The following is a 22,909-nucleotide window of genomic DNA, read 5'->3' as shown; positions in this document are numbered from 1 at the left end:
TTTTATGAAACAGTTAAACGTTAAAGATTTAATTACAGTAGGTATTTTTACAGCCATTTATTTGGTCGTCTTTTTTGTTACTTTTATGCTAGGTTATATACCGTTTTTAATTCCATTTTTAGGATTAATTTGTCCAATCGTTTGTGGTATACCGTTTATTTTATATGTGATGAAAATTGAAAAATTTGGAATGTTAACACTGACTGGATTTATATTAGGGCTAGCTTTTACCATCATGGGAAGTGGACTAATTATGATTCCAGCTGGATTGATTTGTGGATTGCTTGGTGATTTGATTATGAAACAAGGTGATTACAAAGCTTGGAATAATATTGCATGGGGTTATGCGGTCTTTTCATTATGGATGATGGGCTTTGTGTTGCGTATGTTTTTAGCTAGAGATGCGTATTTTAAAGAGTTAGAACAATCTTATGGGCATGAATATGTGCAAACATTAGCATCTATAACGCCATTATGGACGTTACCAATTATGTTTGTTTTAACAATCGTTGGTGGGCTCTTAGGTGCTTGGTTAGGTAAGAAAATGTTTAGTAAACATTTTAAAAAGGCGGGGCTTATGTGAGTAAAATAAGTTCTTTATTTAAAGATGATAGAACACGGTTAGCACAATTAGACCCTCGAACTAAGATTTTACTGACAATTACTGTGGGCACTATTCTTATTTCAAGTGGGAGTTCACAAAGTATCTTACGTATTACGATTACGTTATGTTCATTGAGCTTGTTACTTTCTATATATAAATACTTAGCTTTTTTAAAGTTTACAATGTTGTTCGTGATACTGATGCTTTTACAAGCTTATGTTGTGCCGTATACACATGGTATGCTGCAGTTTATCTTGTTGGCTTGCGTAGGCATATTTATGAATATGTTGCCTGGTTTCATTGTAGGTTATTTTACATTATATTCAACTAAAGTGAGCGAATTTATAGCCGCTATGGAAAAAATAAAAATGCCACGCAACGTTATTATTCCAATCACTGTTATTTTTCGCTTTTTTCCAACGATTTCAGAAGAGTATAGGAATATTAATCATGCCATGAAAATGCGCGGTATTACGTTAAGACGACATATTTTTAAAAATTTAGAGTATCGTCTCATTCCACTGATTATATCAGTCGTACAAATTGGCAATGATTTATCCTTTGCTGCAATGACACGTGGCATCGATGCACCACACGCAAGGACAAATATATGTACAGTCAAATTTAAGTGGTTAGATATGGTGTTCTTTATTGTTATGTTGGCATTGTGGGTGAATTATTATAAGGAGAAATTAAGTTGATGATTAAATTTGACAACGTATCTTTTACTTATGCTGAAGCAACACATCCAGCACTAAAGCAGTTATCTTTAGAAATCAAACAAGGTGAAGTTGCTATATTTTGTGGGAAGTCAGGCAGCGGTAAATCAACCATAGCAAAATTGATTAATGGCTTAATACCAAAGGTTCAAACGGGTGACATTGAGGGAGACATTTATCTTAATCAACAATCGATGGCTGAATTATCCATGTATGAAATTTCGACCATGGTAGGCAGCGTATTTCAAAATCCTAAAACACAATTCTATAACGTGGATACAACCAGTGAACTGGCTTTTAACCTGGAAAATCAAGGTGTTTCACCAGCTACAATCATGCAGAAAATTGAACAAACCATGGATTATTTTGAGTTAACACATTTATTACAGCGGAATATCTTTGAGTTGTCTGGAGGCGAAAAGCAGATGATTGCATGTGCTTCCGTGCTAATTAGTAAGCCAGAAATCGTCGTCTTGGATGAGCCTTCTTCCAATTTAGATATGTATAGTATTAAAAAGCTTCAGCAGATGATACGTTATTTGAAGCAACAAGGGACGACGGTAATCATTATAGATCATCGTCTCGATTATGCGCTTGATTTGGCTGACAATATCTATTATATCGATAGCGGACAATTGCAACAGTGTTTTACGGTGAATGATTTTCGTGCGCTCGAACAACAACAGTATGAAACAATGGGATTAAGATATCAAGCCTGTCCAGTAAAAAACGATATGCCTCATAACGATAATCAACCGTCAATACACATTAAAGATTTCAGCTATGGTTACAACAAATGGAGACAAACTAAACAACTAAATATTGCAGATTTCAGCATACCTGAACATGAAATGATTGCCATAATTGGTGATAATGGTAGTGGAAAGTCCACCTTTGCACGTTGTTTTTGTGGTTTAGCAAAGGGATTCAAAGGAAGTGTCTCATGGCAACAATGTCATGCAAAAAGGAAACAATTATTAAAGCATAGCTATATGGTATTTCAAGATGTCAACACACAATTGTTTACAGAAAGTGTTGACCAAGAAATGAAACTACTCAATCAAGATATAGAAGAAACACATGTTAATGCTATTTTGAAACACATGAATTTATTGGCTAAAAAAGAGGCGCATCCACGCTCATTGTCTGGTGGTGAAAAGCAACGTGTTGCGATAGCGACCGCGCTTATCAGCAATAAAGATTTTATTATTTTTGATGAGCCAACGTCAGGTTTAGATTTATATCACATGAAGCAAGTCGCACAGAATATTCAGACGGTCCATGCGCAAGGTAAGCGCGTTTTTGTTATCACGCATGATTATGCTTTGATTTTAGAATTATGCAGTTATGTCATGCATTTTGCAGCTGGACAAGTCATAGATCATTATCCATTAGATCATGCAGGTCATGATAAATTGGCATCATATTTCCAAGTATTATGAGGTAAAAGAAAGGAGTAACAAACATGACAAATCGCTCACATTGGTTCACATCTTTATTGAATTTCGGTAAAGATAGTAAAGGAAAAATTGTGTTATCGGTCTTGTTATCCATCTTGAGTGTGTTTTCAGGTTTAGTTCCATATTGGGCAGTCTATCGAATTATTCTGTATGTGGTAGCTGGGCATAAAGAAATACACAACGTATTATTTTACATTGGCATAGCGCTTTTAGCCTATGTATTACAAGTTATCTTTTTCGGTTGTTCTACCATGCTGTCCCATGTAACAGCTTATGACATATTGTCAACAATTAGAAAAAGATTGGCACAGAAACTTATGCGATTACCACTCGGTGTTGTGGAAGCGAAAAAAATCGGTGAACTTAAGAGCATTATGGTAGACAAAGTTGAAACAATCGAATTACCTCTAGCACATATTATTCCTGAAGTCATTGGCAACTTATTATTATCACTCGCGATTTTTGTTTGTATGATTGTCATTGATTGGCGGATGGCATGTGCAATGCTCATTACAATTCCGATATCATTTTTTGCATTTAAAAAGTTAATGTCTGGCTTTAATGATACGTATGCTGCACAAATGGCATCAAATAATTATATGAATAGTTCAATTGTAGAATATATCGAAGGTATTGAGGTAATTAAGACATTTAATCAATCGCAAAAGTCTTATCAAAAATATAAAGATGCCGTCAATGATTATAAGACACATACATTAAATTGGTTTAAACAAACATGGGGTTATATGAATTTAGGTGCCAGCATCTTACCATCAACCTTTTTAGGGGTCTTACCTATGGGGATGTATCTGGTGGCCATACATCAATTAGATCAAGCATCATTTTTCTTATGTTTAGTGTTATCTTTAGGTGTCGTTGCACCAATTAAGAACTTCACTAATTATGTGAATCAATTAAAGTCGATTCAATATGCAATTTCTGAAGTACAAACAATTTTAGATTTAGAAGAATTAAGTCAACCCGAACAATTTCAACAGCCTAAAAATACCAATATTACGTTTAATGATGTCGGTTTTTCTTATACAGGTGAAAGTGAAGACCTTGTTTTTGATCACTTAAACTTTACAATTCCTAGCCAGACCTTTACCGCTATAGTTGGTCCTTCTGGAACTGGGAAATCCACGATTGCTAAATTATTATTGAGATTTTGGGATGTAACCCGTGGTGACATTTTAATAGGAGATGCCAACATTAAAAATATCAGCCCTAAACAATTGAATGATTTAGTCGGTTTTGTTGGTCAAGATAACTTTTTATTAAACTTAACCTTTAAAGAAAATATTAAATTAGGACGCCCTGAAGCATCAGATCAAGATGTTATTGCTGCTGCTAAACAAGCACAATGTCATGATTTTATTCAACAGTTACCTCAAGGCTATGATACATATGTGGGTGCTGTTGGTGATAAATTATCAGGTGGAGAAAAACAACGTGTGACGATTGCACGTATGATTTTGAAAGATGCACCTATCATCGTTCTAGATGAAGCAACAGCTTATGTAGATCCAGACAATGAACAAAAGATTCAAAGTGCTTTAAATGCATTAACACACAATAAAACGTTAATTGTGATTGCACATCGTTTATCAACGATTAAACAAGCAGATCAAATCATAGTGTTAGATCAACATCGTATTGCTGAGCAAGGTACACATGAAGCGTTGCTTAAAAATCAAGGTACATATCACAAAATGTGGACGATTCATAGAGGTGTTAAAGACTGGGGCGTCACGTCGTAGTGATAGACGATAAGGAGGATTCCGATGTTTCAAATAACCAATAAAATTTTAAAATGGACTGCACCCTTCAAAGCTCGAATGATTTTAGGATTTGTCATGTCATTTCTGAATGCAATTTTTATTGCAATGCCTATCTTCTTAGCTGCCAATGTGTTTAATCGCATGTTAACACATCAAGATATTGAAAGTAATGAAATATTTTTGGTACTTGGTGTCATGATTGTATTAGTGTTGGCACGTTTCATCACTGCGTATGCGAAAAATAGGTTACAAGAGAGTATTGCCTACGAAATGAGTGCTACAGAGAGATTAACCATTGGTGAAAAATTAAAAAATGTGCGTTTAGGATATTTTGAGCGTAATCATTCGAATGAGCTCTCAACAACCGTAACTTCAGATTTAACATTTTTAGAAAACTATGCCATGAAAATGGTTGATATAGTGGTGAATGGATATATCCTAATCACGGTACTTATTCTATCATTAGCCGTTGTCTCATGGCAGGTTGCGTTGGTTGCACTTTGCGGTGTCTTGCTATCATTACTGAGTATTTATGTCTTAGAAAAAATAAGTCATCGTAATGCACCGAAATATCACTATGCACAAAATCAGCTTGTTGAGAAGGTGTTAGAAGTTGTAAGAGGTATTCAAGTTATTAAAGCTTTTTCTAAAGAAGATACGAGTTTAAATAGCTTCAATCGTGCTGTTGACGATAGTAAGCGTACAAATTCTAAAATAGAACTGCAATATACACCGTTTAATTTACTTCACTTATTAAGTTTAAAAATTGTTTCAGTACTTATTGTGCTTGTCGCAACTTTATTATATTTTAACCATACAATTGAACTACCGATGCTCATTATGATGGCTATATTTTCATTTGTCATCTTTGATAGTGTAGAGCATATTAATAATGCAGCACATGTGTTAGAAATTATTGATGTGACACTGGATGATATCGCCGAGATAAAAACGGCTCCAGAGCTCAATGAAACTGCAACGAACCAAAATATTACCAACTATAATATAGCCTTTGATCATGTAAGCTTTGCCTATGAGCAACAATCCGTTATTAAAGATGTGACATTTAACATTGATGCACAAACGTCAACAGCGATTATTGGACCATCTGGAAGTGGTAAGTCAACACTGTGTCATTTGCTGTTAAGATTTTACGATGTCGATGAAGGTAGTATACGTATTGGTGACGTAGATATTAGAGTTATGACACTAAGCACATTGATGTCACATATTAGTGCAGTTTTTCAAAAAGTTTACTTGTTTAATGATACTATCGAAAACAATATTTTATTTGGGAAACCTCATGCGACACAAGAAGAAGTGGTTGAAGCAGCGAAACAGGCCTGTTGTCATGATTTTATCATGTCTTTACCTCAAGGCTATCAAACCGTTGTCAACGAAAAAGGAAATAATCTTTCAGGTGGTGAAAAACAACGCATCTCTATTGCCAGAGCCATTCTAAAAGATGCACCTATCATTATTCTTGATGAAGCAACAGCGAGTATTGATCCTGAAAATGAACATCTGATTCAACAAGCGATTGATGAACTGAGCAAAGGGAAAACGGTTATTACGATTGCACACAAATTAGGAACAATTAAAAATGCAGACCAAATCGTGGTGTTACAACAAGGAGAAATCTGTCAACTTGGTCAGCATGATACACTTGCAAATGAAGCAGGTATGTATCAAGACTTTTTAGCTATTAAAAGTGAATCGGAAGGTTGGAAATTATAAATGGTACAATGTATTGGTATTATCGGAGGCAATGGTGTAATAGGGTATAAGCTTGCGACATTATTAGCAAACCACCAGAATATCAACGTTATTATTACTTCTAGACAACTACGACCTCAACATGAGTTACCACAACATGTTACATTTACAACCGTTCATTTAGAGCGTGAGGATGAAATCATATCATTGATACGTCGATGTGATTTGATTATAAATTGCACTGGAAAGGCAATCAGACAATTATTACGATATTGTTTCACATATCACACGCACTATATCGATGCTTCTGGAGACATTCAGTGGGCAAACAATGAAGCAGAATTGCATAGCCAGCTAAGTAGAGCAAAGCTTAATGCAATTCAATTTGCAGGTGTTAACCCAGGATTAACGGAAGTCCTACTTGATTATACATATTGCCGTAATGAAGTAAAATCCTTAGAAATGTATTTTTCAGGCACAGGACATCTATCTAAATCCGCTGTCCTTGAAATGATGACAACATCTAATCCACCTTATGCATACAATCAAATGTATTTAGTACAAGGAGAGTTAACGCCTACAAATTATATGATGACAACACGTCAGCTTGAGTCAGACGCACCACCATATCATTGCATTCCTATTATTAACCAACACTTTATAAATTATATTAAGCAAACAACGATTAACGAAGCACATTTCTTTAATGCTTTTAAAGACGACAGTATTATCTATAAAATGGCACAAGCGAAATATCACTTTGATCAACATGATATCATTAGTGCCATCACTATATTACGCAATGAATTTGAAGTTGATGCCAATCGCCATGAGCCATTTACATGCATTAGTTTGCTGTTAAATGATAACAAGACAATTTCAATACGGTGGTCACAAGATTGGAATGATGTAACTGCTTTGACATTATATTGGACGGCGATATTGATATTACAAGGGAATGTTAAACAACATGGTTTAACAAACTTATATGAAGCTATAGACGCCGAGACGTTACTAAATATGCTTCAACAAGAAAGCCATTGCTACTTTCATAACTAATGGTTAAAAAATAACAAACTATTAACAACTTTTACTTTAAACCTATATTCGCTTGAAAATGTAAGCTAAAAACTATAGAATTAAACATGGATTGAAGATTTTGTCTTTTTTGTGAACTCAAATGACTTGATCAAGATTATAAAAAGACATTGATACGTATGTATAAAGTCTATAAATTGTTTTTTGCAACACATTCATATTGAATTAACTTATGAATTGTATTATTGTCACATACTTTAGACTACGTAGAAATTAAATCAAATGAAAGCTTAGGTGAATAGTAATGGCTCAAGAACGGAAAAAAATACTTGTATTAGGTGCAGGTTATGCTGGATTACAAACTGTAACAAAATTACAAAAGCATGTTTCAGCTGAAGAAGCAGAAATTACATTGGTGAATAAAAATAAATATCACTATGAATCAACGTGGTTACATGAAGCGTCAGCTGGGACTATTAGCTACGAAGATTTAATATATCCAGTTGAAAGCGTACTTAAAAAAGACAAAGTAAACTTCGTCAATGCTGAAGTGACTAAAATTGACCGCAATGCGAAAAAAGTAGAAACAGATAGCGGTATTTTTAACTACGATATTTTAGTTGTTGCATTAGGCTTTGAAACTGAAACATTTGGTATCAACGGTATGAAAGACTATGCTTTCCAAATTGAAAATGTTGATACTGCCCGTCATTTATCTCGTCATATTGAAGATAAATTTGCCAACTATGCAGCTTCAAAAGAGAAAAATGATAATGACTTAGCTATTTTAGTAGGTGGCGCTGGATTCACCGGTATTGAATTTTTAGGTGAATTAACTGACCGCATTCCTGAATTATGTAATAAGTATGGTGTAAACCAAGAAAAGGTTAGAATTACTTGCGTTGAAGCTGCACCAAAAATGTTACCAATGTTCTCAGACGAGTTAGTTAACTACGCAGTTAAGTATTTAGAAGATCGCGGCGTTGAATTTAAAATCGCTACACCGATCGTTGCTTGTAACGAAAAAGGTTTTGTAGTTAAAATCAATGATCAAGAACAACAATTAGAAGCGGGTACTTCAGTTTGGGCTGCAGGTGTACGTGGTAGTCAATTAATGGAAGCATCATTTGAAGGTGTTAAACGTGGCCGTATCGTGAACAAACAAGATTTAACTATCGAAGGTCATGACGATATCTTTGTGATTGGTGATGTATCTGCGTTTATTCCAGCTGGTGAAGAACGCCCATTACCAACAACTGCTCAAATTGCTATGCAACAAGGTGAGCACGTGGCTAAAAACATTAAACATATCTTAAATGGTGAAGCTACAGTTGACTTTGAATATGTTGACCGCGGAACAGTATGTTCTTTAGGTTCACATGATGGTGTTGGTATTGTATACGGTAGAGACATTGCAGGTAAAAAAGCTGCTTTCATGAAAAAAGTGATCGATACACGTGCAATATTCAAAATCGGTGGCGTAGGTTTAGCATTCAAAAAAGGTAAATTCTAAGATAATGGACTGACGATTAACATAAAAAAAGTTAATAGGACACTTTGATCTACCGTTTAGCCTCTTGCATTGAGCAAGGGGTTTTTTAGTGCCTAAATCAACATATTAACATGATTGATATACCTAATTGGTACTATGTTATGATTTATAAATGATATAGTTAAATTTATAAGGAAAATTTTAAAATTAAATAATTATATAAAAGGAATGATACTATGGTTCAATTAATTTTCAATCAACAACAAGGTACCAAGGACACTTTAATCATAGGATTACCATCACATCTGAATCAATTAGAGCCAATTTATTATGATGGTCTCGATTTGACAGGTTTATTGGAGAGCTATAAGCATCAGCATATTATTAGTGCTAATGTAGGACATATTTCTTCAACAGCATTATATATTAATCAACGTCTAGTAAGATTAATCACAGTTGGCTTAGGTAATTTAAAAACGTTAACTTCAGCTGATTATTTATGTGGATTTGGTCAATTATTTCAATATTTACGTAAAGAAATGATTGCAGAAGCCGAGCTACTATTTGAGACATTTCAATCTAAAACAATGTCCAAGCAACACTGCGCGACATTGCTCGGACTACAAAGTGCACGAGCGATTTATCAATTTGATCATTACAAATCAAATAAACGTGTACCATATCATTTAACCATTTATTTGAATAAGATAGATGATGAGATACAGCATACCCTAGAGCAAGGTGTTATTGTCGGTGAAGGCGTGAATGTTGCACGTGACTTCAGTTATATGCCACCTAATTTGTTAACGCCTAAAGTTTTTGCCGATGAAATTACACAACATTTTGAAGATCGTGCTGTTCAGATTGATATAAAAAATGGTACACAATTGTTGTCAGAAGGCTTTGGTTTGTTACACGCAGTAGGCAAGGGTTCTGCACATGAACCGCAACTGATTACATTGACATATCAAGGTACAAATGAGGAGCAAGCACCTATTATGCTTGTAGGTAAGGGTATTACCTATGATTCAGGAGGATATAGCATTAAGTCAAAGGCAGGCATGCAAACAATGAAATTTGATATGTGTGGTGCAGCGAATGTAGTAGGCATGTTGCATGCCATTGAACGCTTACAACTGCCAATAAATGTCGTCGGTATTATTGCGGCAGCTGAAAATATGATTAGCGACAGCTCTATGAAGCCGGATGATATCTATACGGCACTTAGTGGTGAAACAGTTGAAGTACTCAATAGTGATGCAGAAGGTCGATTAGTATTAGGCGATGCGGTGTTTTACGCGAGTCAATTTCAGCCAAATGCCATTCTTGATTTTGCAACGTTAACAGGTGCAGCAATTGCTGCTTTAGGAGAAGATAAGGCTGCTGTATTTAATTCACAAGCAGATGATCAACTAAAAGAAATTTTAACCGTTGCACAACAGTACGAAGAATATGTATTTGAACTACCTATGACTGCGACAGAGCAACGTTTAATTCGTCAGTCAGATGTTGCCGATTTAGTCAATCACACGAATGGCCAAGGCAAAGCTTTATTTGCAGCTGCTTTCATCAGTCATTTTAGCGGAAGTGTGCCGCATTTACATTTTGATATTGCGGGTCCAGCTACCATCGCTCATAAGAACTATAATGGTCCAAAAGGTGCAACAGGGTATTTAATACCAACAATTGTAAAGTGGTTACAACAATTAACATAAAGATTCATAGTGGAACATAGTTCCTGAAGTCAACTATTTCAAGTTATAAATGATCTGGGGACATCATTATGTTTTAGGCTATGAACTCCATATATTGGCAGTAGTTGACTGGATTGAAAATACGCTGGATACCAAGCTTTTTTCAATCCTAGTCAACCTTGCCGGGGCAGGACTACGAATTCATAATGAATACTGTCCTGCTCTTTTTTTAACCATTTTTTTGCAACTTTATATTGACAGCTGTAATTTGAACTGCTATTATAAACGTCATACAAAAACGCTTTAGTTCGGTAGAGTGATAAAGGATGTGTTTTTTATGATTAATGCAGTTGTTATTGCAGTAGTGCTAATGATTGTTTTATGTTTATGTCGACTTAATGTAGTCATTAGTCTTTTTATTAGTGCACTTGTTGGTGGATTGATTTCAGGTATGACTTTAAATAAAGTGGTGGCGGTCTTCGCTAAAAATATTGTAGATGGTGCAGAGGTTGCTTTGAGTTATGCTTTATTAGGTGGTTTTGCTGCTTTAATTTCTTATAGTGGTATTACCGATTATTTAGTTAATAAGATTATACGTGCAATCCACTCAGAGAATAGTCGATTGTCAAGAATTAAGGTTAAAGTCATTATTATAGTGGCACTTTTAGCGATGAGTATTATGAGCCAGAACTTAATTCCAGTTCATATCGCTTTTATTCCAATTGTGATACCACCATTATTAAGTTTATTTAATGACTTGCGCATAGATCGACGTTTGATTGGTTTAGTCATTGGCTTTGGATTATGTTGGCCATACGTATTATTACCTTATGGTTTTGGTCAAATCTTCCACCAAATTATTCAAAGCGGATTTTCAAAAGCACATCATCCTATTGAATTTAATATGATTTGGAAAGCGATGTTAATACCTTCAATGGGCTATATTGCTGGCTTGATACTAGGTATGATTTACTATCGTAAACCCAGAGATTATAAGCGTGAATCATATACAGATAACGAAGCAGGCAATACTGAAATTAAACCATATGTCTTAGGTGTAACTGTTGTAGCAATTTTAGCAACATTTTTAGTTCAAACATTTACAGATTCAATGATTTTTGGTGCGCTTGCAGGGGTGCTTGTATTCTTCATTTCTCGTGTTTATAAATGGACAGAGTTAGATAGTCAATTTGTTGAAGGTATTAAAATTATGTCATTTATAGGTGTAGTTATCTTGTCAGCGAATGGCTTTGCGGGTGTGATGAATGAAACTGGAGATATCCAACACTTGGTAAGTAACTTAACACAAGTGACAAGTGGACATAAGTTATTAAGCATCATCATCATGTATGTCATTGGCTTAATTGTCACATTAGGTATTGGTTCATCGTTTGCAACAATTCCAATCATTGCTACGTTATTTATTCCATTAGGTGCTTCTCTTGGATTGGATACGATGGCATTAATTGCTTTAGTAGGTACCGCTGCTGCATTAGGTGATTCGGGTTCACCTGCGAGTGATTCAACACTGGGGCCTACAGCAGGATTAGATATTGATGGACAGCACGATCATATACGAGATACCTGTATTCCAAACTTTATCTTTTATAATGTGCCGCTCATTATTTTTGGAACAATTGCAGCTATGGTATTATAAAACAAAAACGGAGTGTCTCATATGACTAATTTATTAGAAACATTGGATATGAAGATTGAGTCCGAACAAGAGGGCAAGGTTGTATTGTCTATGCCAGTGAGTGATAAAGTGAAACAACCTTTTGGATATTTACATGGAGGCGCAAGTCTAGCACTTGGTGAAACAGCCTGTTCACTTGGTGCGGCTAATTTAATTGATAACCAAAAATTCATTCCACTTGGTTTAGAGATGAATGCCAATCATATTAAATCTACACGTGATGGTTATGTCTATGCCACGGCTACAATATTGCACCAAGGTAGTACAACACAAGTTTGGGATATTAAAATTACAGATGACAAAGCACAACTTATTAGTGTTATGCGTGGTACAATCGCAATCAAGTCAATAAAGTAACAAAATTTCCCCTATAAAAGAGGAAGCGTTATTATGCACTTCCTCTTTTATAGGGTTTTTGAGTTAGACGTTGATATGCCTGATATATGCGTTCTGCGGCATCACGCCCACCCATAATGTTTCTAGCGAATGGGCCTAATTCTAAATCTGCTAATCCACCAGCAACAAATAATTGTGGTAACCACTCTAATTCTGAAGTTATTTGAGGGAATCCACTCATGGTTATAGGTGCTTGTTCTTGTTGAATCAAGTTTTTAACCATAGGCTGTTGAAGCAAAGTAGGCTTAAAACCAGTAGCTAATAAAATATGGTTATATGGATGCTGCTCCTGTTCCGTATAACAATGATGATCCGATATGTGTTTGATAGGTGACTGATGGATGATAAGTCGACCTTCAGATACATATTTTTTAAGGCGTAAATATAATTCATGTGGTAATGAACCCTTATGTCGTTCTTGGTTTATGATAGCCATACGTTTTTGTGATGATTCAATTTGTAAGAACCGGTTCATATTTTTAGGACCGAGCCATCCAGGATCAGCGTCAAAATCATATATTTCAAATTGCTTATTCATCCATAAATGAATCGTATTATCTGGCTGTAAATCAATTAATTTTAATGTTAAATGTGCAGCAGAAATACCACTACCGACAACATGAGAGGTATGTTGATAAATTGTTTCGTCGATATTAGTTTGAAAAATATGTGTGATATCTGGTTGCTGTTGAAAGATGTCAGGAATGTACGGCTGATGATTGCAACCATTGGCTAATACCACACAATCTGTATTAAAAAGTGTGCCATCTTGTAGTTCAAGCTGCCATTGTGATTGCTGTTTACGTATGTGACTAACCTTGCCTTGGCGATGGCACATATTAAGATTGTAATCATGAATTTGTTGATGTGTATGATCCATAAACATGTCACGTTGAGGACGTTTATATTTACCATAAGTCGCGCCCGTATACTGATGGTATTTCGCAAATTGTTTTAAATGAAATGGATTTGGATGACAATGGTGTACAAACGGAGACCTTAAAAAAGGCATGCGAATACGCTGGCTAAATTGATTAAACTGTTCACATAATGAAGCATATGGGTCAATAATCGTTAAATTTTCAAGTGGTAAGCCATGATGTCTTAACTTAATAGCAATTGTGGTGCCTTGAAGACCGCCACCAATAATTGTCCAATGCATATAATCACTACTTTCTATTATAAAACGTAATAGTTACGATTTATAATAGCATGTTTAACAAAATAAATGCAACAAAAAAGGGACCGGAACAGAATTCATTATGAATTCGTAGTTCCGCTCCCTAACGTTATAATTTTTTATCTTTTAAATCATCATTAATTTCATCTATTTTAGTGTTCTTAGTGTATGGCGTTTTAATATTATAAGCTGCTTTCATAATCATATGACTTGAAAGGGGACCAGTTATAAAGACAAAGATAATACCTAATAGTAGTTGCATATTTGGATAACCTTTCGTGGCGTAAAAATATAAAAACGTACCAAATAGTAAGAACATGGCACCAAGTGTTGCTGCTTTACCCGCAGCATGTGCGCGTGAGTAAACATCTTCGAGACGAATAATGCCAATGGCTGCAAATGCACTTATCAATGCACCTAAAATAACAAATATTACAGCGATACTATTGATGATCGTCGTTATCACGGTCAATCACCTTACCTTTATCAATAAATTTACTAAATACAGCTGTACCTAAAAATGCAAGTATGGCAACGAGTAAAATTGCTACTAATAAATACTCTGCCCCCATAAAAATACTGTAAAGTGCGATGCAGGCCATTAATTGCAGGCCAATCGCATCTAGTGCAACAATTCTATCAGCGAGAGAGGGGCCTAAAATGACCCTAATAAACATTGCAATCATTGATAACGCAACAATGATTAAAGCAATCATCATAATGACATGAATCATTCGTTCCCCACCTCTCTAACTACTTTTTCCAATGATGATTTAATACTAGCGACTTCTTCTTCTTTAGTACTAAAGTCAATGGCATGAATATAGATTTTAGTGCGGTCGTCACTAATACCAAGGACGACAGTTCCTGGTGTCAACGTAATAAGGTTAGATAATAAGACGATTTGCCAATCTGTTTTTAAGTCTGTGTTATATACAAAGAATCCAGGATGATTATTGATTTTAGGCCGTAAAATGATCTTTAATACATCAATATTTGCTTTAATTAATTCAATCAAAAAGACTACGGCTAATTTTATAATTTTATATACGCGATATAAATAAAAATGTTGCGGTAATACTTTTGAAAATAAAAATACGAATAGGGCACCAAGAATTAATCCAAGGACGAAATTATTGAGGGTATAGCTACCAGTTAATAAAAGCCAGATAACAGAAAGAATCAAATTAACAATAAATTGAAATGCAATCATCATTTACCCCCCAATACACTTTTAATATAAATACTAGGATCTGTATAAGTCATTGCAGCTTCCTTAACATAAGGATAAAGTACCTCTGCCGATAATCCAAAAACAACTGTAATGGTAACAGCAACAATTGAAATGATTGTAATCGTGGTAATTTGTTGATTTGATGCTATGTTATAGCCATATGCCTCACCGAAGAATCCTTTTAAGAAAATACGCATAACGGAATATAATACGACTAAACTTGATAGTAATACAACGATACCACTGATATAGAAACCTTCTTCAAATGTAGACTTTACAATTAATAACTTACCATAAAAACCACTTAATGGTGGTATACCCGCTAGACTAAGTGCGGCTATAAAGAATGTCCATCCTAAAACAGGATAAGACTTTATTAAACCACCAAATTGATTTAAATCTGTAGTTTTAGTGATTTGATACATTACTCCAATTAATAAAAACAGGGCAGTTTTGACCAACATATCATGTAAAGTGTAATATATTGCGCCCATCATACCAGTTTGTGTCATTAAGGCAACACCCACCAGAATCACGCCTATAGCAATCATAATATTGTAAATAATGATCTTTTTCGTATCATTAAATGCAATCGCACCTACACAGCCAAATATAATTGTTAGTAATGCAAAGAATAAGACAAGATAGTGTGAGAAGCCAACGGTATCTTGGAAAAATAAACTCAAAGTTCTAGCAATCGCGTATACGCCGACTTTAGTTAACAATGCACCAAAAAAAGCAATAATAGCAAATGGAGGTGCATAATATGAACCAGGTAACCATACATACATTGGAAAGGCACCAGCCTTTGTTGCAAAAACAAAGAAGAATAAAATAAAGACAATGCTAACTAGTCCGCTTTCAGTGTTTGATAGTTGTGCTAGTTTTTGACTGATATCTGCCATATTTAACGTTCCCACAATAGAATAAAGAATTGCTACTGCGATAACGAAAAATGTAGAAGATACAACGTTAATGAGTAAATATTTAACCGTTTCTCTCAATTGAACTTGCGTACTACCGAGCACGAGTAAGCAATAAGAAGACATTAAAAATACTTCGAAAAAGACAAATAAGTTAAAAATATCTCCGGTAGTAAATGCGCCTATAATACCAGTCAACATAAACATAATAGAGAAGTAATAATAATACGTTTCTCTATGTATGCCAGATGTAGGAATTGAAAATGAAATAATTAGCATTGTAATTACAATGCTGGTAATGATTAACATGGCACTAAATAAATCTAAAGTAAAAACAATGCCATATGGTGCCGACCATGAGCCGAGTTCAACTTTAATTGGACCATGTTGTGCCACATGATTAAAGTTAACAATCGCAGCTACTAACGTTAACACACATCCAATAAGAGCCACATAACGTTTGATAACAGGACGCTTACCTAAGAATACTAGTATAATCGCTGTAATCATCGGCACGATAATGGCTACCACTAATAAATTACTTTCTAGCATCTTCAGGAGCTCCTTTCATACGTTCGACATTATCAGTGCCTAATTCTTTATAACTGCGAAATGCAAGTACTAAGAAAAAGGCTGTTGTTGCAAAGGCGATGACAATCGCAGTTAAAATTAAGGCATGTGGTATAGGGTCAACATAATGAGAGATACCTTTTTCATAAATAGGCATTTCACCATTTTTTAAACCACCCATTGTGATTAAAAAGAGATTTGAGGCATGTGTGATAATTGTTGTTCCCATAATAACGCGAATAAGACTTTTAGATAAGATGAGATAGACACTGATGGCAGTTAATATGCCACAAACAATAATCATGATAATTTCCATTAGTCATTCTCTCCAATCGTTATAATAATCGTCATTACGGTACCAACTACGGCACATAACACACCAAAGTCAAAGAACATGGGCGTATTCATATGCATAGGTGCAAGCAATGGTAAGGGAACATTAAATTCAGTATGTGTAAAGAAATTTTCGCCATATAACCAACTTGCAATAGGTGTTGTTACACAAAAGACAAGACCTATACCAATCAAAATTTTAAAATCCCAAGGGAAGATACGACTCATTGTTTTGATATCAAAAGCAATGGTGATAATTACTAAAGCGCTTGAGATTAATAAACCACCGACAAAGCCACCACCAGGTGTATAATGACCTGCTAAAAATAATGTGACAGCAAAAAGTGAAATTAACAAAGCGATAATGACAGCAGCATACTGTAACATTAAATTATTTTTCTGTCTGTTCATAACGCTTCACCTCACTTGAATTGGCTTTATGCTTGTTTTTTAATTTAATCATTGTATATACGCCTAAACCTGCAATACCAAGTACAGACGATTCAAATAAAGTGTCCATACCACGGAAATCGACGAGGATGACGTTGACCATGTTTTTACCATGAGCTAGATCATACACATGCGCTTTATAGTACTCAGCTATTGAAGTGAAATGGCGATTACCATAGGCAATCAAACCTAAAATGATAACAACAAGTCCTACGCCAGCAGATATCAAAGCATTCGTTACTTTAAATGATCGCGTCTCGTTATAACGGTTTAAGTTAGGCAAATAATAGAAACATAGTAAAAATAATGCAGTTGAGATTGACTCAACAACAAATTGAGTTAAAGCTAAATCAGGTGCTTTAAAGAAGACAAATAGTACCGATACGGCATAGCCAATGACACTCAACATGATAATACTAAAGAGTCTAGACTTAGCTAAGACGACCATAAACGCAGCAACAACAAGCAATACAATAATAGCTGCTTCAAAGATTCTAATACGATTTACGTCTTTAAAGTCAAAGTGGAAAGGCACACTTGACAGTGTAGCGATAGTGATGACTAATAAAGCACTGAAGATAATAACTAAATGATTACGTGAGAAACCATCTACATAACTACTTGTCATTGCCTTAGAATAGTTAGGTAAAAGCATGCCCGAACGATTATACCAATAATTGAACGTTAGCCGTTGAGGGTGAGCTTGCAATAGTTTAACCCAGTAAGTAAACGTTAAAATAAAGACAATTCCTAAAGCATAAATCACTAACGTAGAGATGAACGCTAGGGTCAGACCGTGAAATAGTTCAAATTCTGCTACTACATTTGATGACTGACTGATTGCTTGTGCTGCAGGTGCAACAAGTGCTTGTGATGTCCATCCAGGGAATAAACCAAGGGCAATCACTAGAATCGCTAAAATAGTAGGTGACACAAGCATGAGAATTGGTGCTTCATGTGCTTGTTTTGGCAAACGATCTGGACGATGTTTGCCAAAAAAGATGTGCATGACAAATTTAATAGCGTAGACAAAGGTAAAGATACTTCCAGCAATAGCCATGATTGGGAAAATCATACCTAATGTGTTTAAGCTAAAAATATTTGCATGTGTTACCGAAAGCATAGCATCTATAAATGATTCTTTTGACAAGAAACCATTAAACGGTGGAATGCCTGCCATACTTAATGCTGAAATAATCGTAAGCGTAAAGGTCATCGGCATGATAGTCAATAAACCACCTAGCTTATTGATATCACGCGTACCAGTTTCGTGATCAATCGCTCCTGTCACCATAAATAAGGCACCTTTAAATGTCGCATGATTAATTAAATGGAACATTGCTGCAGTATAAGCTGCAATATAGAGCTGGCTATCAGCGCCTTCGAAATGATAGCTTACTGCGCCAATACCCAGCATTGACATAATCATGCCTAACTGAGAGACGGTTGAAAATGCAAGAATACCCTTTAAATCAGTTTGTTTAGTTGCATTTAAAGAAGCCCAAAATAGAGTGATTAGACCGACGAGTGTCACGGTCCAAATCCAACCTTGAGATACAGCAAACAATGGTGTCATACGCGCCACTAGATATAATCCTGCTTTAACCATGGTTGCAGAATGTAAGTAAGCACTTACTGGTGTTGGCGCCTCCATAGCATCTGGTAACCAAATATAAAAAGGTACCTGTGCAGATTTGGTGAAAGCTCCAATTAAAACTAAAACCATCGCAAGATTAAATATTGGGCTATTTTGAATTTCAATGGTATTTTCAAATAATTGCTTAATACTAAAACTATTTCCAGCAATACCTAATAGAATAAAACCACCGAGTAAAGATAAGCCGCCTAATACTGTAATGATTAGTGACTTTTGTGCACCATAAATGGAAGCTTGACGTGTTCTCCAAAAGGAAATCAGTAAGAAACTGGAAAAAGACGTTAGCTCCCAGAATAAGTACAACATAATCATATTATCTGAGATGACAACACCTAACATCGCACCCATAAATAATAATAAATAACAGTAAAAGTTTCCAAGTTGTTCTTGCTTACTTAAGTATCCAATCGAATAAAGTACGACTAAACTACCAATCCCTGTAATTAATAAGCTAAACAATAAACCTAAGCCATCTATATAAAGGTCAAAGTTCATTCCGATATGAGGCATCCAGTTTAAAGTTCTCATTATCGTATTACCTGACGTCGTAATTGGTATGTAGGTTAAAAAATAAATAAATAAGACGATAGGGACAGGTAATACAAACCATCCTAAATGGATACGTGGTACGAATCGATATAGGATTGGAATAATGAGTGCAAATATTAACGGTAATATAACCGCAATATGTAACCAACTCATTATATTGTCCTCCTTTAAAAATTTGTTTATGTTATTCATTATACATGAATCATATTGTTCTGAAAAACGTGACAATCACTACTATGCTTACATTTATCGAGACTTTTAAATAAGAAGAAACACGTTTTTTTAGTAAAAATTTTGTTTGTATTGAAGGGTATAATCCTCTTTTATGCGTGACAAATTTTCTAATGCGCGCTGTGCATAATCATCATTTTGTTCTTTAAGTGAATCTTCTAATGCGGAGAGTGCTTGTTGCAATGATGCTTCATAAGACATACGTTCAACATTAAATTCCCGTAATTGTGACTGCTTAGCATAACGCTTTTCAAAGTGGCTTAGCGCTTTACGCTCGTGAAAGAACACGCCTTCTGTAGCTTTGGGATGATGTAAATCACCTTGTTTTGGATGTTTAATCACTTGCTCAATTTGAACAAGAACCTCATCACCATGCTGTTCTACAATGGAGACGCCATAAGTCCCAGTTTTATGTGAAAATCGATGTAACATGTTATATGACTTCCTTTCAAATATGTTAGTATATATGTATATCATCATAACATGAATGGAGAATTGAAATGGCTAACTATCCACAGTTAAATAAAGAAATACAAGATAATGAAATTAAAGTAATCATGCATACAAATAAAGGTGACATGACGTTTAAATTATTCCCAGATATTGCTCCAAAAACAGTTGAAAATTTTGTGACACATGCGAAAAATGGCTATTATGATGGTGTTACATTCCACCGTGTGATTAATGACTTTATGATTCAAGGTGGTGACCCTACAGCAACTGGTATGGGTGGAGAAAGCATATATGGAAGTGCTTTTGAAGATGAATTTTCATTAGAAGCATTTAACTTATATGGCGCTTTGTCAATGGCCAATGCTGGTCCAAATACAAATGGGTCACAATTTTTTGTTGTACAAATGAAAGACATCCCAGAATCAATGATTAGTCAACTTGTTGATGGTGGCTGGCCTGAAGAAATCGCTCAAGCTTATAAAGAAAATGGCGGTACACCATGGTTGGATCAAAAGCATACGGTTTTCGGACAACTCATTGAAGGAGACACTACATTAGAAGATATCGCTAATACTAAAGTAGGTCCTCAAGATAAACCTGTACATGATGTTGTTATTGAAGGTATCGATGTAGCAGAATAAGAACTAAGAACGCGATATAATCACGACCAACAAGAATTTAAATATTTAGCTGTATGAGTTGTTGCTGTTTGGGATTTAATAGGTAGCCCAAGCACTACTTTTATAAATAGAATATATGATTTAACAAGAATTAAAACCATGTAGATTGATTGTTATCAGTTGCATGGTTTTTAATTAGTCTATAAACTACATGATTTCTCTGTTCCTAACAATATTATTAGTCCACATTATCGTTTTGTGCTATTATTATTATGTTAAGTAAAATAGATATAAGGGGTTATCACGTTGAATAATCACTATAGAGCAGGTCAACATATTAAGGTACGTGTGACTGGTATTCAACCTTATGGCGCATTTGTTGAGACCCCTGACCATACTGAAGGACTTATTCATATTTCAGAGATTATGGATGACTATGTCCACAATTTAAAGAAATTTCTGTCAGAGGGACAGGTAGTTAAAGCTAAAATTTTATCAATTGATGATGAAGGAAAGCTTAATTTGTCCCTTAAAGATAATGATTACTTTAAAAACTATGAACGTAAAAAAGAAAAACAATCCGTTTTGGATGAAATAAGAGAGACAGAAAAGTATGGGTTTCAAACGCTTGAAGAACGCCTACCGGTCTGGATTAAACAGTCAAAACGTGCGATGCATAACAATTGAATGACTGTGAACACGTCAAACTAACGTTGCTGATTAAAAGGAACGTTAGTTTTTTTATATAAAAATTCACAAATGATTGATATTTAGTTTTTCGGGAAGAAAAAAAGTGGATGTCAACATGTATTAACAAGCAAATAATTAGAACTAAAGTTGTTCACATGCTATAGTTTGTGCAAAATTAAGGAGGAAAATTTGCAATGAATAAAAAATATGCGAAGTTATTTGAGAAAGTTAAACTACCGAACGGTGTTGAACTAAAAAATCGATTTGTTTTGGCACCTATGACACACAATACTTCAAATGATGATGGTACAATTTCTGAAAGTGAAATAACATTTAGTGAAACGCGTTCTAAAGATGTTGGTCTAGCGATTAATGCAGCAAGTAATGTTAATGATCTTGGTAAAGCGTTTCCAGGTCAACCTTCAGTCGCACATGATTCCGATATCGATGGTTTAAAGCGTTTAGCAAAAGTGATGAAAAAACACGGCGCAAAGGCGTTAGTTCAAATACATCACGGTGGTGCACAGTCATTGCCAAACTTGACTCCTAATGGTGATGTTGTAGCTCCTAGTCCAATTTCAATGAAAAGTTTTGGAGAGCAGCAAGAACATCACGCGCGAGAGATAACACCAGAAGAAATTGAACAAACGATTAAAGATTTTGGTGAAGCAACACGTCGTGTGATTGAAGCGGGATTTGATGGCGTTGAGATTCACGGAGCTAACCATTATCTTATTCATCAATTTGTTTCTCCATACTATAATAGACGCAATGATGAATGGGCAGATTCAATGAAATTTCCACTAGCTGTCGTTCAAGAAGTACTTCAAGCAAAGCAAAAATATGCAAGTGATGACTTTATTGTTGGATATCGTTTATCACCAGAAGAACAAGAATCGCCAGGAATTACAATGGAAATCACTCAGCAATTGGTTGAACTTTTGGCAGAACAACCTATTGATTACATTCATATATCAACAATGCATGTACATGGTGAAACACGAGAAGGTAAATACGCTGGTCAAGAACGCTTACCACTCATCCATAGATGGATAGATGGTCGCATGCCATTGATTGGAATAGGCTCTATATTCACGGCTGACCAAGCATTAGATGCAGTTGAAACAGCAGATATCGAATTAGTGGCTTTAGGACGTGAACTTGCACTCGATTATCAATTTATTTCAAAAATCGAAAAAGGCAAAGAGCAAGATATTATTTCTACATTTGATTCAACACGACAAGATCATTATGAATTACCACCGAACTTGTGGAAAAAATTTAATAATGGCTTTTATCCACTACCAAGAACAGATGAGAATTAGAGGTCATTAACACGAGCTAGCGGGACTAAAAGAAACACACAGTACATGTCTCTATTATATTCTGAACCAAATATTGGCAGTAGTTGACTGGATTGAAA

22 protein-coding genes are annotated in these 22,909 nt (G+C 35.1%); 13 read left to right on the top strand and 9 right to left on the bottom strand.

From position 1 onward, the window contains the following. Positions 1–4 precede the first annotated feature (4 nt). The 10 genes from HMPREF2597_RS11410 to HMPREF2597_RS11365 all read left to right on the top strand — a co-directional run bounded on the left by HMPREF2597_RS11410 (position 5) and on the right by HMPREF2597_RS11365 (position 12,557). Positions 5–583, top strand: coding sequence for an MptD family putative ECF transporter S component (locus tag HMPREF2597_RS11410; RefSeq protein WP_002459567.1), 579 nt, complete (start codon positions 5–7; stop codon positions 581–583). Continuing rightward, complete coding sequence (locus HMPREF2597_RS11405) at positions 580–1,305, top strand: energy-coupling factor transporter transmembrane component T (RefSeq protein ID WP_070817305.1); 726 nt, start codon at positions 580–582, stop codon at positions 1,303–1,305. The genes HMPREF2597_RS11410 and HMPREF2597_RS11405 overlap by 4 nt, the downstream gene beginning before the upstream one ends. Further along, positions 1,305–2,765 (top strand): ABC transporter ATP-binding protein, encoded by a 1,461-nt coding sequence (locus HMPREF2597_RS11400; RefSeq protein ID WP_002478457.1) that lies wholly within the window; start codon positions 1,305–1,307, stop codon positions 2,763–2,765. Before HMPREF2597_RS11405 ends, HMPREF2597_RS11400 begins: the two co-directional genes overlap by 1 nt. Before the next feature lie 23 nt (positions 2,766–2,788). Beyond that, positions 2,789–4,543, top strand: a complete 1,755-nt coding sequence (locus HMPREF2597_RS11395) for an ABC transporter ATP-binding protein (RefSeq protein WP_002459564.1) — start codon at positions 2,789–2,791, stop codon at positions 4,541–4,543. Positions 4,544–4,567: 24 nt separating this feature from the next. Then, on the top strand, positions 4,568–6,301 hold the full coding sequence (locus HMPREF2597_RS11390; RefSeq protein ID WP_002478456.1) for an ABC transporter ATP-binding protein: 1,734 nt from the start codon (positions 4,568–4,570) through the stop codon (positions 6,299–6,301). Continuing rightward, positions 6,302–7,339, top strand: coding sequence for a saccharopine dehydrogenase NADP-binding domain-containing protein (locus HMPREF2597_RS11385; RefSeq protein WP_070817304.1), 1,038 nt, complete (start codon positions 6,302–6,304; stop codon positions 7,337–7,339). A gap of 283 nt (positions 7,340–7,622) precedes the next feature. Further along, positions 7,623–8,831: an NAD(P)/FAD-dependent oxidoreductase gene (locus tag HMPREF2597_RS11380; RefSeq protein ID WP_002459561.1), complete on the top strand. Its 1,209-nt coding sequence runs from the start codon at positions 7,623–7,625 to the stop codon at positions 8,829–8,831. Between the two features lie 215 nt (positions 8,832–9,046). Next, the gene (locus HMPREF2597_RS11375) at positions 9,047–10,525 is read left to right on the top strand and encodes a M17 family metallopeptidase (RefSeq protein WP_002478454.1); all 1,479 of its coding nucleotides are present in this window, start codon (positions 9,047–9,049) and stop codon (positions 10,523–10,525) included. Positions 10,526–10,841: 316 nt separating this feature from the next. Then, complete coding sequence (locus HMPREF2597_RS11370; RefSeq protein WP_002478453.1) at positions 10,842–12,161, top strand: Na+/H+ antiporter family protein; 1,320 nt, start codon at positions 10,842–10,844, stop codon at positions 12,159–12,161. A 21-nt stretch (positions 12,162–12,182) separates the two neighbouring features. Then, complete coding sequence (locus tag HMPREF2597_RS11365; protein ID WP_002459558.1) at positions 12,183–12,557, top strand: PaaI family thioesterase; 375 nt, start codon at positions 12,183–12,185, stop codon at positions 12,555–12,557. Positions 12,558–12,588: 31 nt separating this feature from the next. Here the strand turns inward: HMPREF2597_RS11365 and HMPREF2597_RS11360 are convergent, their stop codons facing one another. The 9 genes from HMPREF2597_RS11360 to kapB form a co-directional block, all read right to left on the bottom strand. Next, a complete protein-coding gene (locus HMPREF2597_RS11360) occupies positions 12,589–13,758 on the bottom strand; it encodes an NAD(P)-binding domain-containing protein (protein WP_002478452.1) in 1,170 nt (389 codons plus the stop codon). Positions 13,759–13,885: 127 nt separating this feature from the next. Further along, on the bottom strand, positions 13,886–14,242 hold the full coding sequence (mnhG1, locus tag HMPREF2597_RS11355) for a Na+/H+ antiporter Mnh1 subunit G (protein ID WP_002478451.1): 357 nt from the start codon (positions 14,240–14,242) through the stop codon (positions 13,886–13,888). Next, positions 14,220–14,510 carry a Na(+)/H(+) antiporter subunit F1 gene (locus tag HMPREF2597_RS11350; RefSeq protein WP_002478450.1) on the bottom strand — a complete coding sequence of 97 codons (291 nt, stop codon included), beginning with the start codon at positions 14,508–14,510 and terminating at the stop codon, positions 14,220–14,222. Before HMPREF2597_RS11350 ends, mnhG1 begins: the two co-directional genes overlap by 23 nt. Then, on the bottom strand, positions 14,507–14,986 hold the full coding sequence (locus HMPREF2597_RS11345; protein ID WP_037543131.1) for a Na+/H+ antiporter subunit E: 480 nt from the start codon (positions 14,984–14,986) through the stop codon (positions 14,507–14,509). The genes HMPREF2597_RS11350 and HMPREF2597_RS11345 overlap by 4 nt, the downstream gene beginning before the upstream one ends. A gap of 2 nt (positions 14,987–14,988) precedes the next feature. Next, positions 14,989–16,485 carry a Na+/H+ antiporter subunit D gene (locus tag HMPREF2597_RS11340; RefSeq protein ID WP_002478448.1) on the bottom strand — a complete coding sequence of 499 codons (1,497 nt, stop codon included), beginning with the start codon at positions 16,483–16,485 and terminating at the stop codon, positions 14,989–14,991. After that, complete coding sequence (gene mnhC1, locus HMPREF2597_RS11335; RefSeq protein WP_002478447.1) at positions 16,472–16,819, bottom strand: Na+/H+ antiporter Mnh1 subunit C; 348 nt, start codon at positions 16,817–16,819, stop codon at positions 16,472–16,474. Before mnhC1 ends, HMPREF2597_RS11340 begins: the two co-directional genes overlap by 14 nt. Continuing rightward, positions 16,819–17,247, bottom strand: a complete 429-nt coding sequence (locus HMPREF2597_RS11330) for a Na(+)/H(+) antiporter subunit B (RefSeq protein ID WP_070817303.1) — start codon at positions 17,245–17,247, stop codon at positions 16,819–16,821. The genes mnhC1 and HMPREF2597_RS11330 overlap by 1 nt, the downstream gene beginning before the upstream one ends. Continuing rightward, entirely contained in the window at positions 17,228–19,645 is a 2,418-nt protein-coding gene (locus HMPREF2597_RS11325; protein WP_002478446.1) for a Na+/H+ antiporter subunit A, read from the bottom strand. Before HMPREF2597_RS11325 ends, HMPREF2597_RS11330 begins: the two co-directional genes overlap by 20 nt. Positions 19,646–19,774: 129 nt before the next feature. Next, on the bottom strand, positions 19,775–20,155 hold the full coding sequence (kapB, locus tag HMPREF2597_RS11320) for a sporulation phosphorelay system protein KapB (RefSeq protein ID WP_002478445.1): 381 nt from the start codon (positions 20,153–20,155) through the stop codon (positions 19,775–19,777). Positions 20,156–20,223: 68 nt separating this feature from the next. Here kapB and HMPREF2597_RS11315 point away from each other — a divergent pair, with 68 nt between their 5' ends. The 3 genes from HMPREF2597_RS11315 to HMPREF2597_RS11305 all read left to right on the top strand — a co-directional run bounded on the left by HMPREF2597_RS11315 (position 20,224) and on the right by HMPREF2597_RS11305 (position 22,811). Continuing rightward, a complete protein-coding gene (locus tag HMPREF2597_RS11315) occupies positions 20,224–20,817 on the top strand; it encodes a peptidylprolyl isomerase (protein ID WP_002459548.1) in 594 nt (197 codons plus the stop codon). Between the two features lie 285 nt (positions 20,818–21,102). Further along, the gene (gene ygs / locus HMPREF2597_RS11310; RefSeq protein ID WP_002478444.1) at positions 21,103–21,483 is read left to right on the top strand and encodes a S1 domain-containing post-transcriptional regulator Ygs; all 381 of its coding nucleotides are present in this window, start codon (positions 21,103–21,105) and stop codon (positions 21,481–21,483) included. 197 nt (positions 21,484–21,680) lie between these two features. Continuing rightward, on the top strand, positions 21,681–22,811 hold the full coding sequence (locus tag HMPREF2597_RS11305; RefSeq protein ID WP_002478443.1) for an NADH-dependent flavin oxidoreductase: 1,131 nt from the start codon (positions 21,681–21,683) through the stop codon (positions 22,809–22,811). Positions 22,812–22,909 lie beyond the last annotated feature (98 nt).

Source organism: Staphylococcus sp. HMSC063A07 (assembly GCF_001836955.1).
GTDB classification, from domain to species: Bacteria; Bacillota; Bacilli; order Staphylococcales; family Staphylococcaceae; genus Staphylococcus; species Staphylococcus lugdunensis.
The sequence above is the reverse complement of the archived record's forward strand: the minus strand, read 5'-3'. Positions and strand labels throughout refer to the sequence as shown.

Bases quoted from the DNA above. Each gene is read 5' to 3' on its own strand.
- HMPREF2597_RS11410 (WP_002459567.1), top strand. From the start codon at position 5: ATGAAACAGTTAAACGTTAAAGATTTAATTACAGTAGGTATTTTTACA.
- HMPREF2597_RS11400 (WP_002478457.1), top strand. From the start codon at position 1,305: ATGATTAAATTTGACAACGTATCTTTTACTTATGCTGAAGCAACACAT.
- HMPREF2597_RS11395 (WP_002459564.1), top strand. From the start codon at position 2,789: ATGACAAATCGCTCACATTGGTTCACATCTTTATTGAATTTCGGTAAA.
- HMPREF2597_RS11390 (WP_002478456.1), top strand. From the start codon at position 4,568: ATGTTTCAAATAACCAATAAAATTTTAAAATGGACTGCACCCTTCAAA.
- HMPREF2597_RS11385 (WP_070817304.1), top strand. From the start codon at position 6,302: ATGGTACAATGTATTGGTATTATCGGAGGCAATGGTGTAATAGGGTAT.
- HMPREF2597_RS11380 (WP_002459561.1), top strand. From the start codon at position 7,623: ATGGCTCAAGAACGGAAAAAAATACTTGTATTAGGTGCAGGTTATGCT.
- HMPREF2597_RS11375 (WP_002478454.1), top strand. From the start codon at position 9,047: ATGGTTCAATTAATTTTCAATCAACAACAAGGTACCAAGGACACTTTA.
- HMPREF2597_RS11370 (WP_002478453.1), top strand. From the start codon at position 10,842: ATGATTAATGCAGTTGTTATTGCAGTAGTGCTAATGATTGTTTTATGT.
- HMPREF2597_RS11365 (WP_002459558.1), top strand. From the start codon at position 12,183: ATGACTAATTTATTAGAAACATTGGATATGAAGATTGAGTCCGAACAA.
- HMPREF2597_RS11360 (WP_002478452.1), bottom strand. From the start codon at position 13,758: ATGCATTGGACAATTATTGGTGGCGGTCTTCAAGGCACCACAATTGCT.
- HMPREF2597_RS11350 (WP_002478450.1), bottom strand. From the start codon at position 14,510: ATGATTCATGTCATTATGATGATTGCTTTAATCATTGTTGCGTTATCA.
- HMPREF2597_RS11340 (WP_002478448.1), bottom strand. From the start codon at position 16,485: ATGCTAGAAAGTAATTTATTAGTGGTAGCCATTATCGTGCCGATGATT.
- mnhC1 (WP_002478447.1), bottom strand. From the start codon at position 16,819: ATGGAAATTATCATGATTATTGTTTGTGGCATATTAACTGCCATCAGT.
- HMPREF2597_RS11330 (WP_070817303.1), bottom strand. From the start codon at position 17,247: ATGAACAGACAGAAAAATAATTTAATGTTACAGTATGCTGCTGTCATT.
- HMPREF2597_RS11325 (WP_002478446.1), bottom strand. From the start codon at position 19,645: ATGAGTTGGTTACATATTGCGGTTATATTACCGTTAATATTTGCACTC.
- kapB (WP_002478445.1), bottom strand. From the start codon at position 20,155: ATGTTACATCGATTTTCACATAAAACTGGGACTTATGGCGTCTCCATT.
- HMPREF2597_RS11315 (WP_002459548.1), top strand. From the start codon at position 20,224: ATGGCTAACTATCCACAGTTAAATAAAGAAATACAAGATAATGAAATT.
- HMPREF2597_RS11305 (WP_002478443.1), top strand. From the start codon at position 21,681: ATGAATAAAAAATATGCGAAGTTATTTGAGAAAGTTAAACTACCGAAC.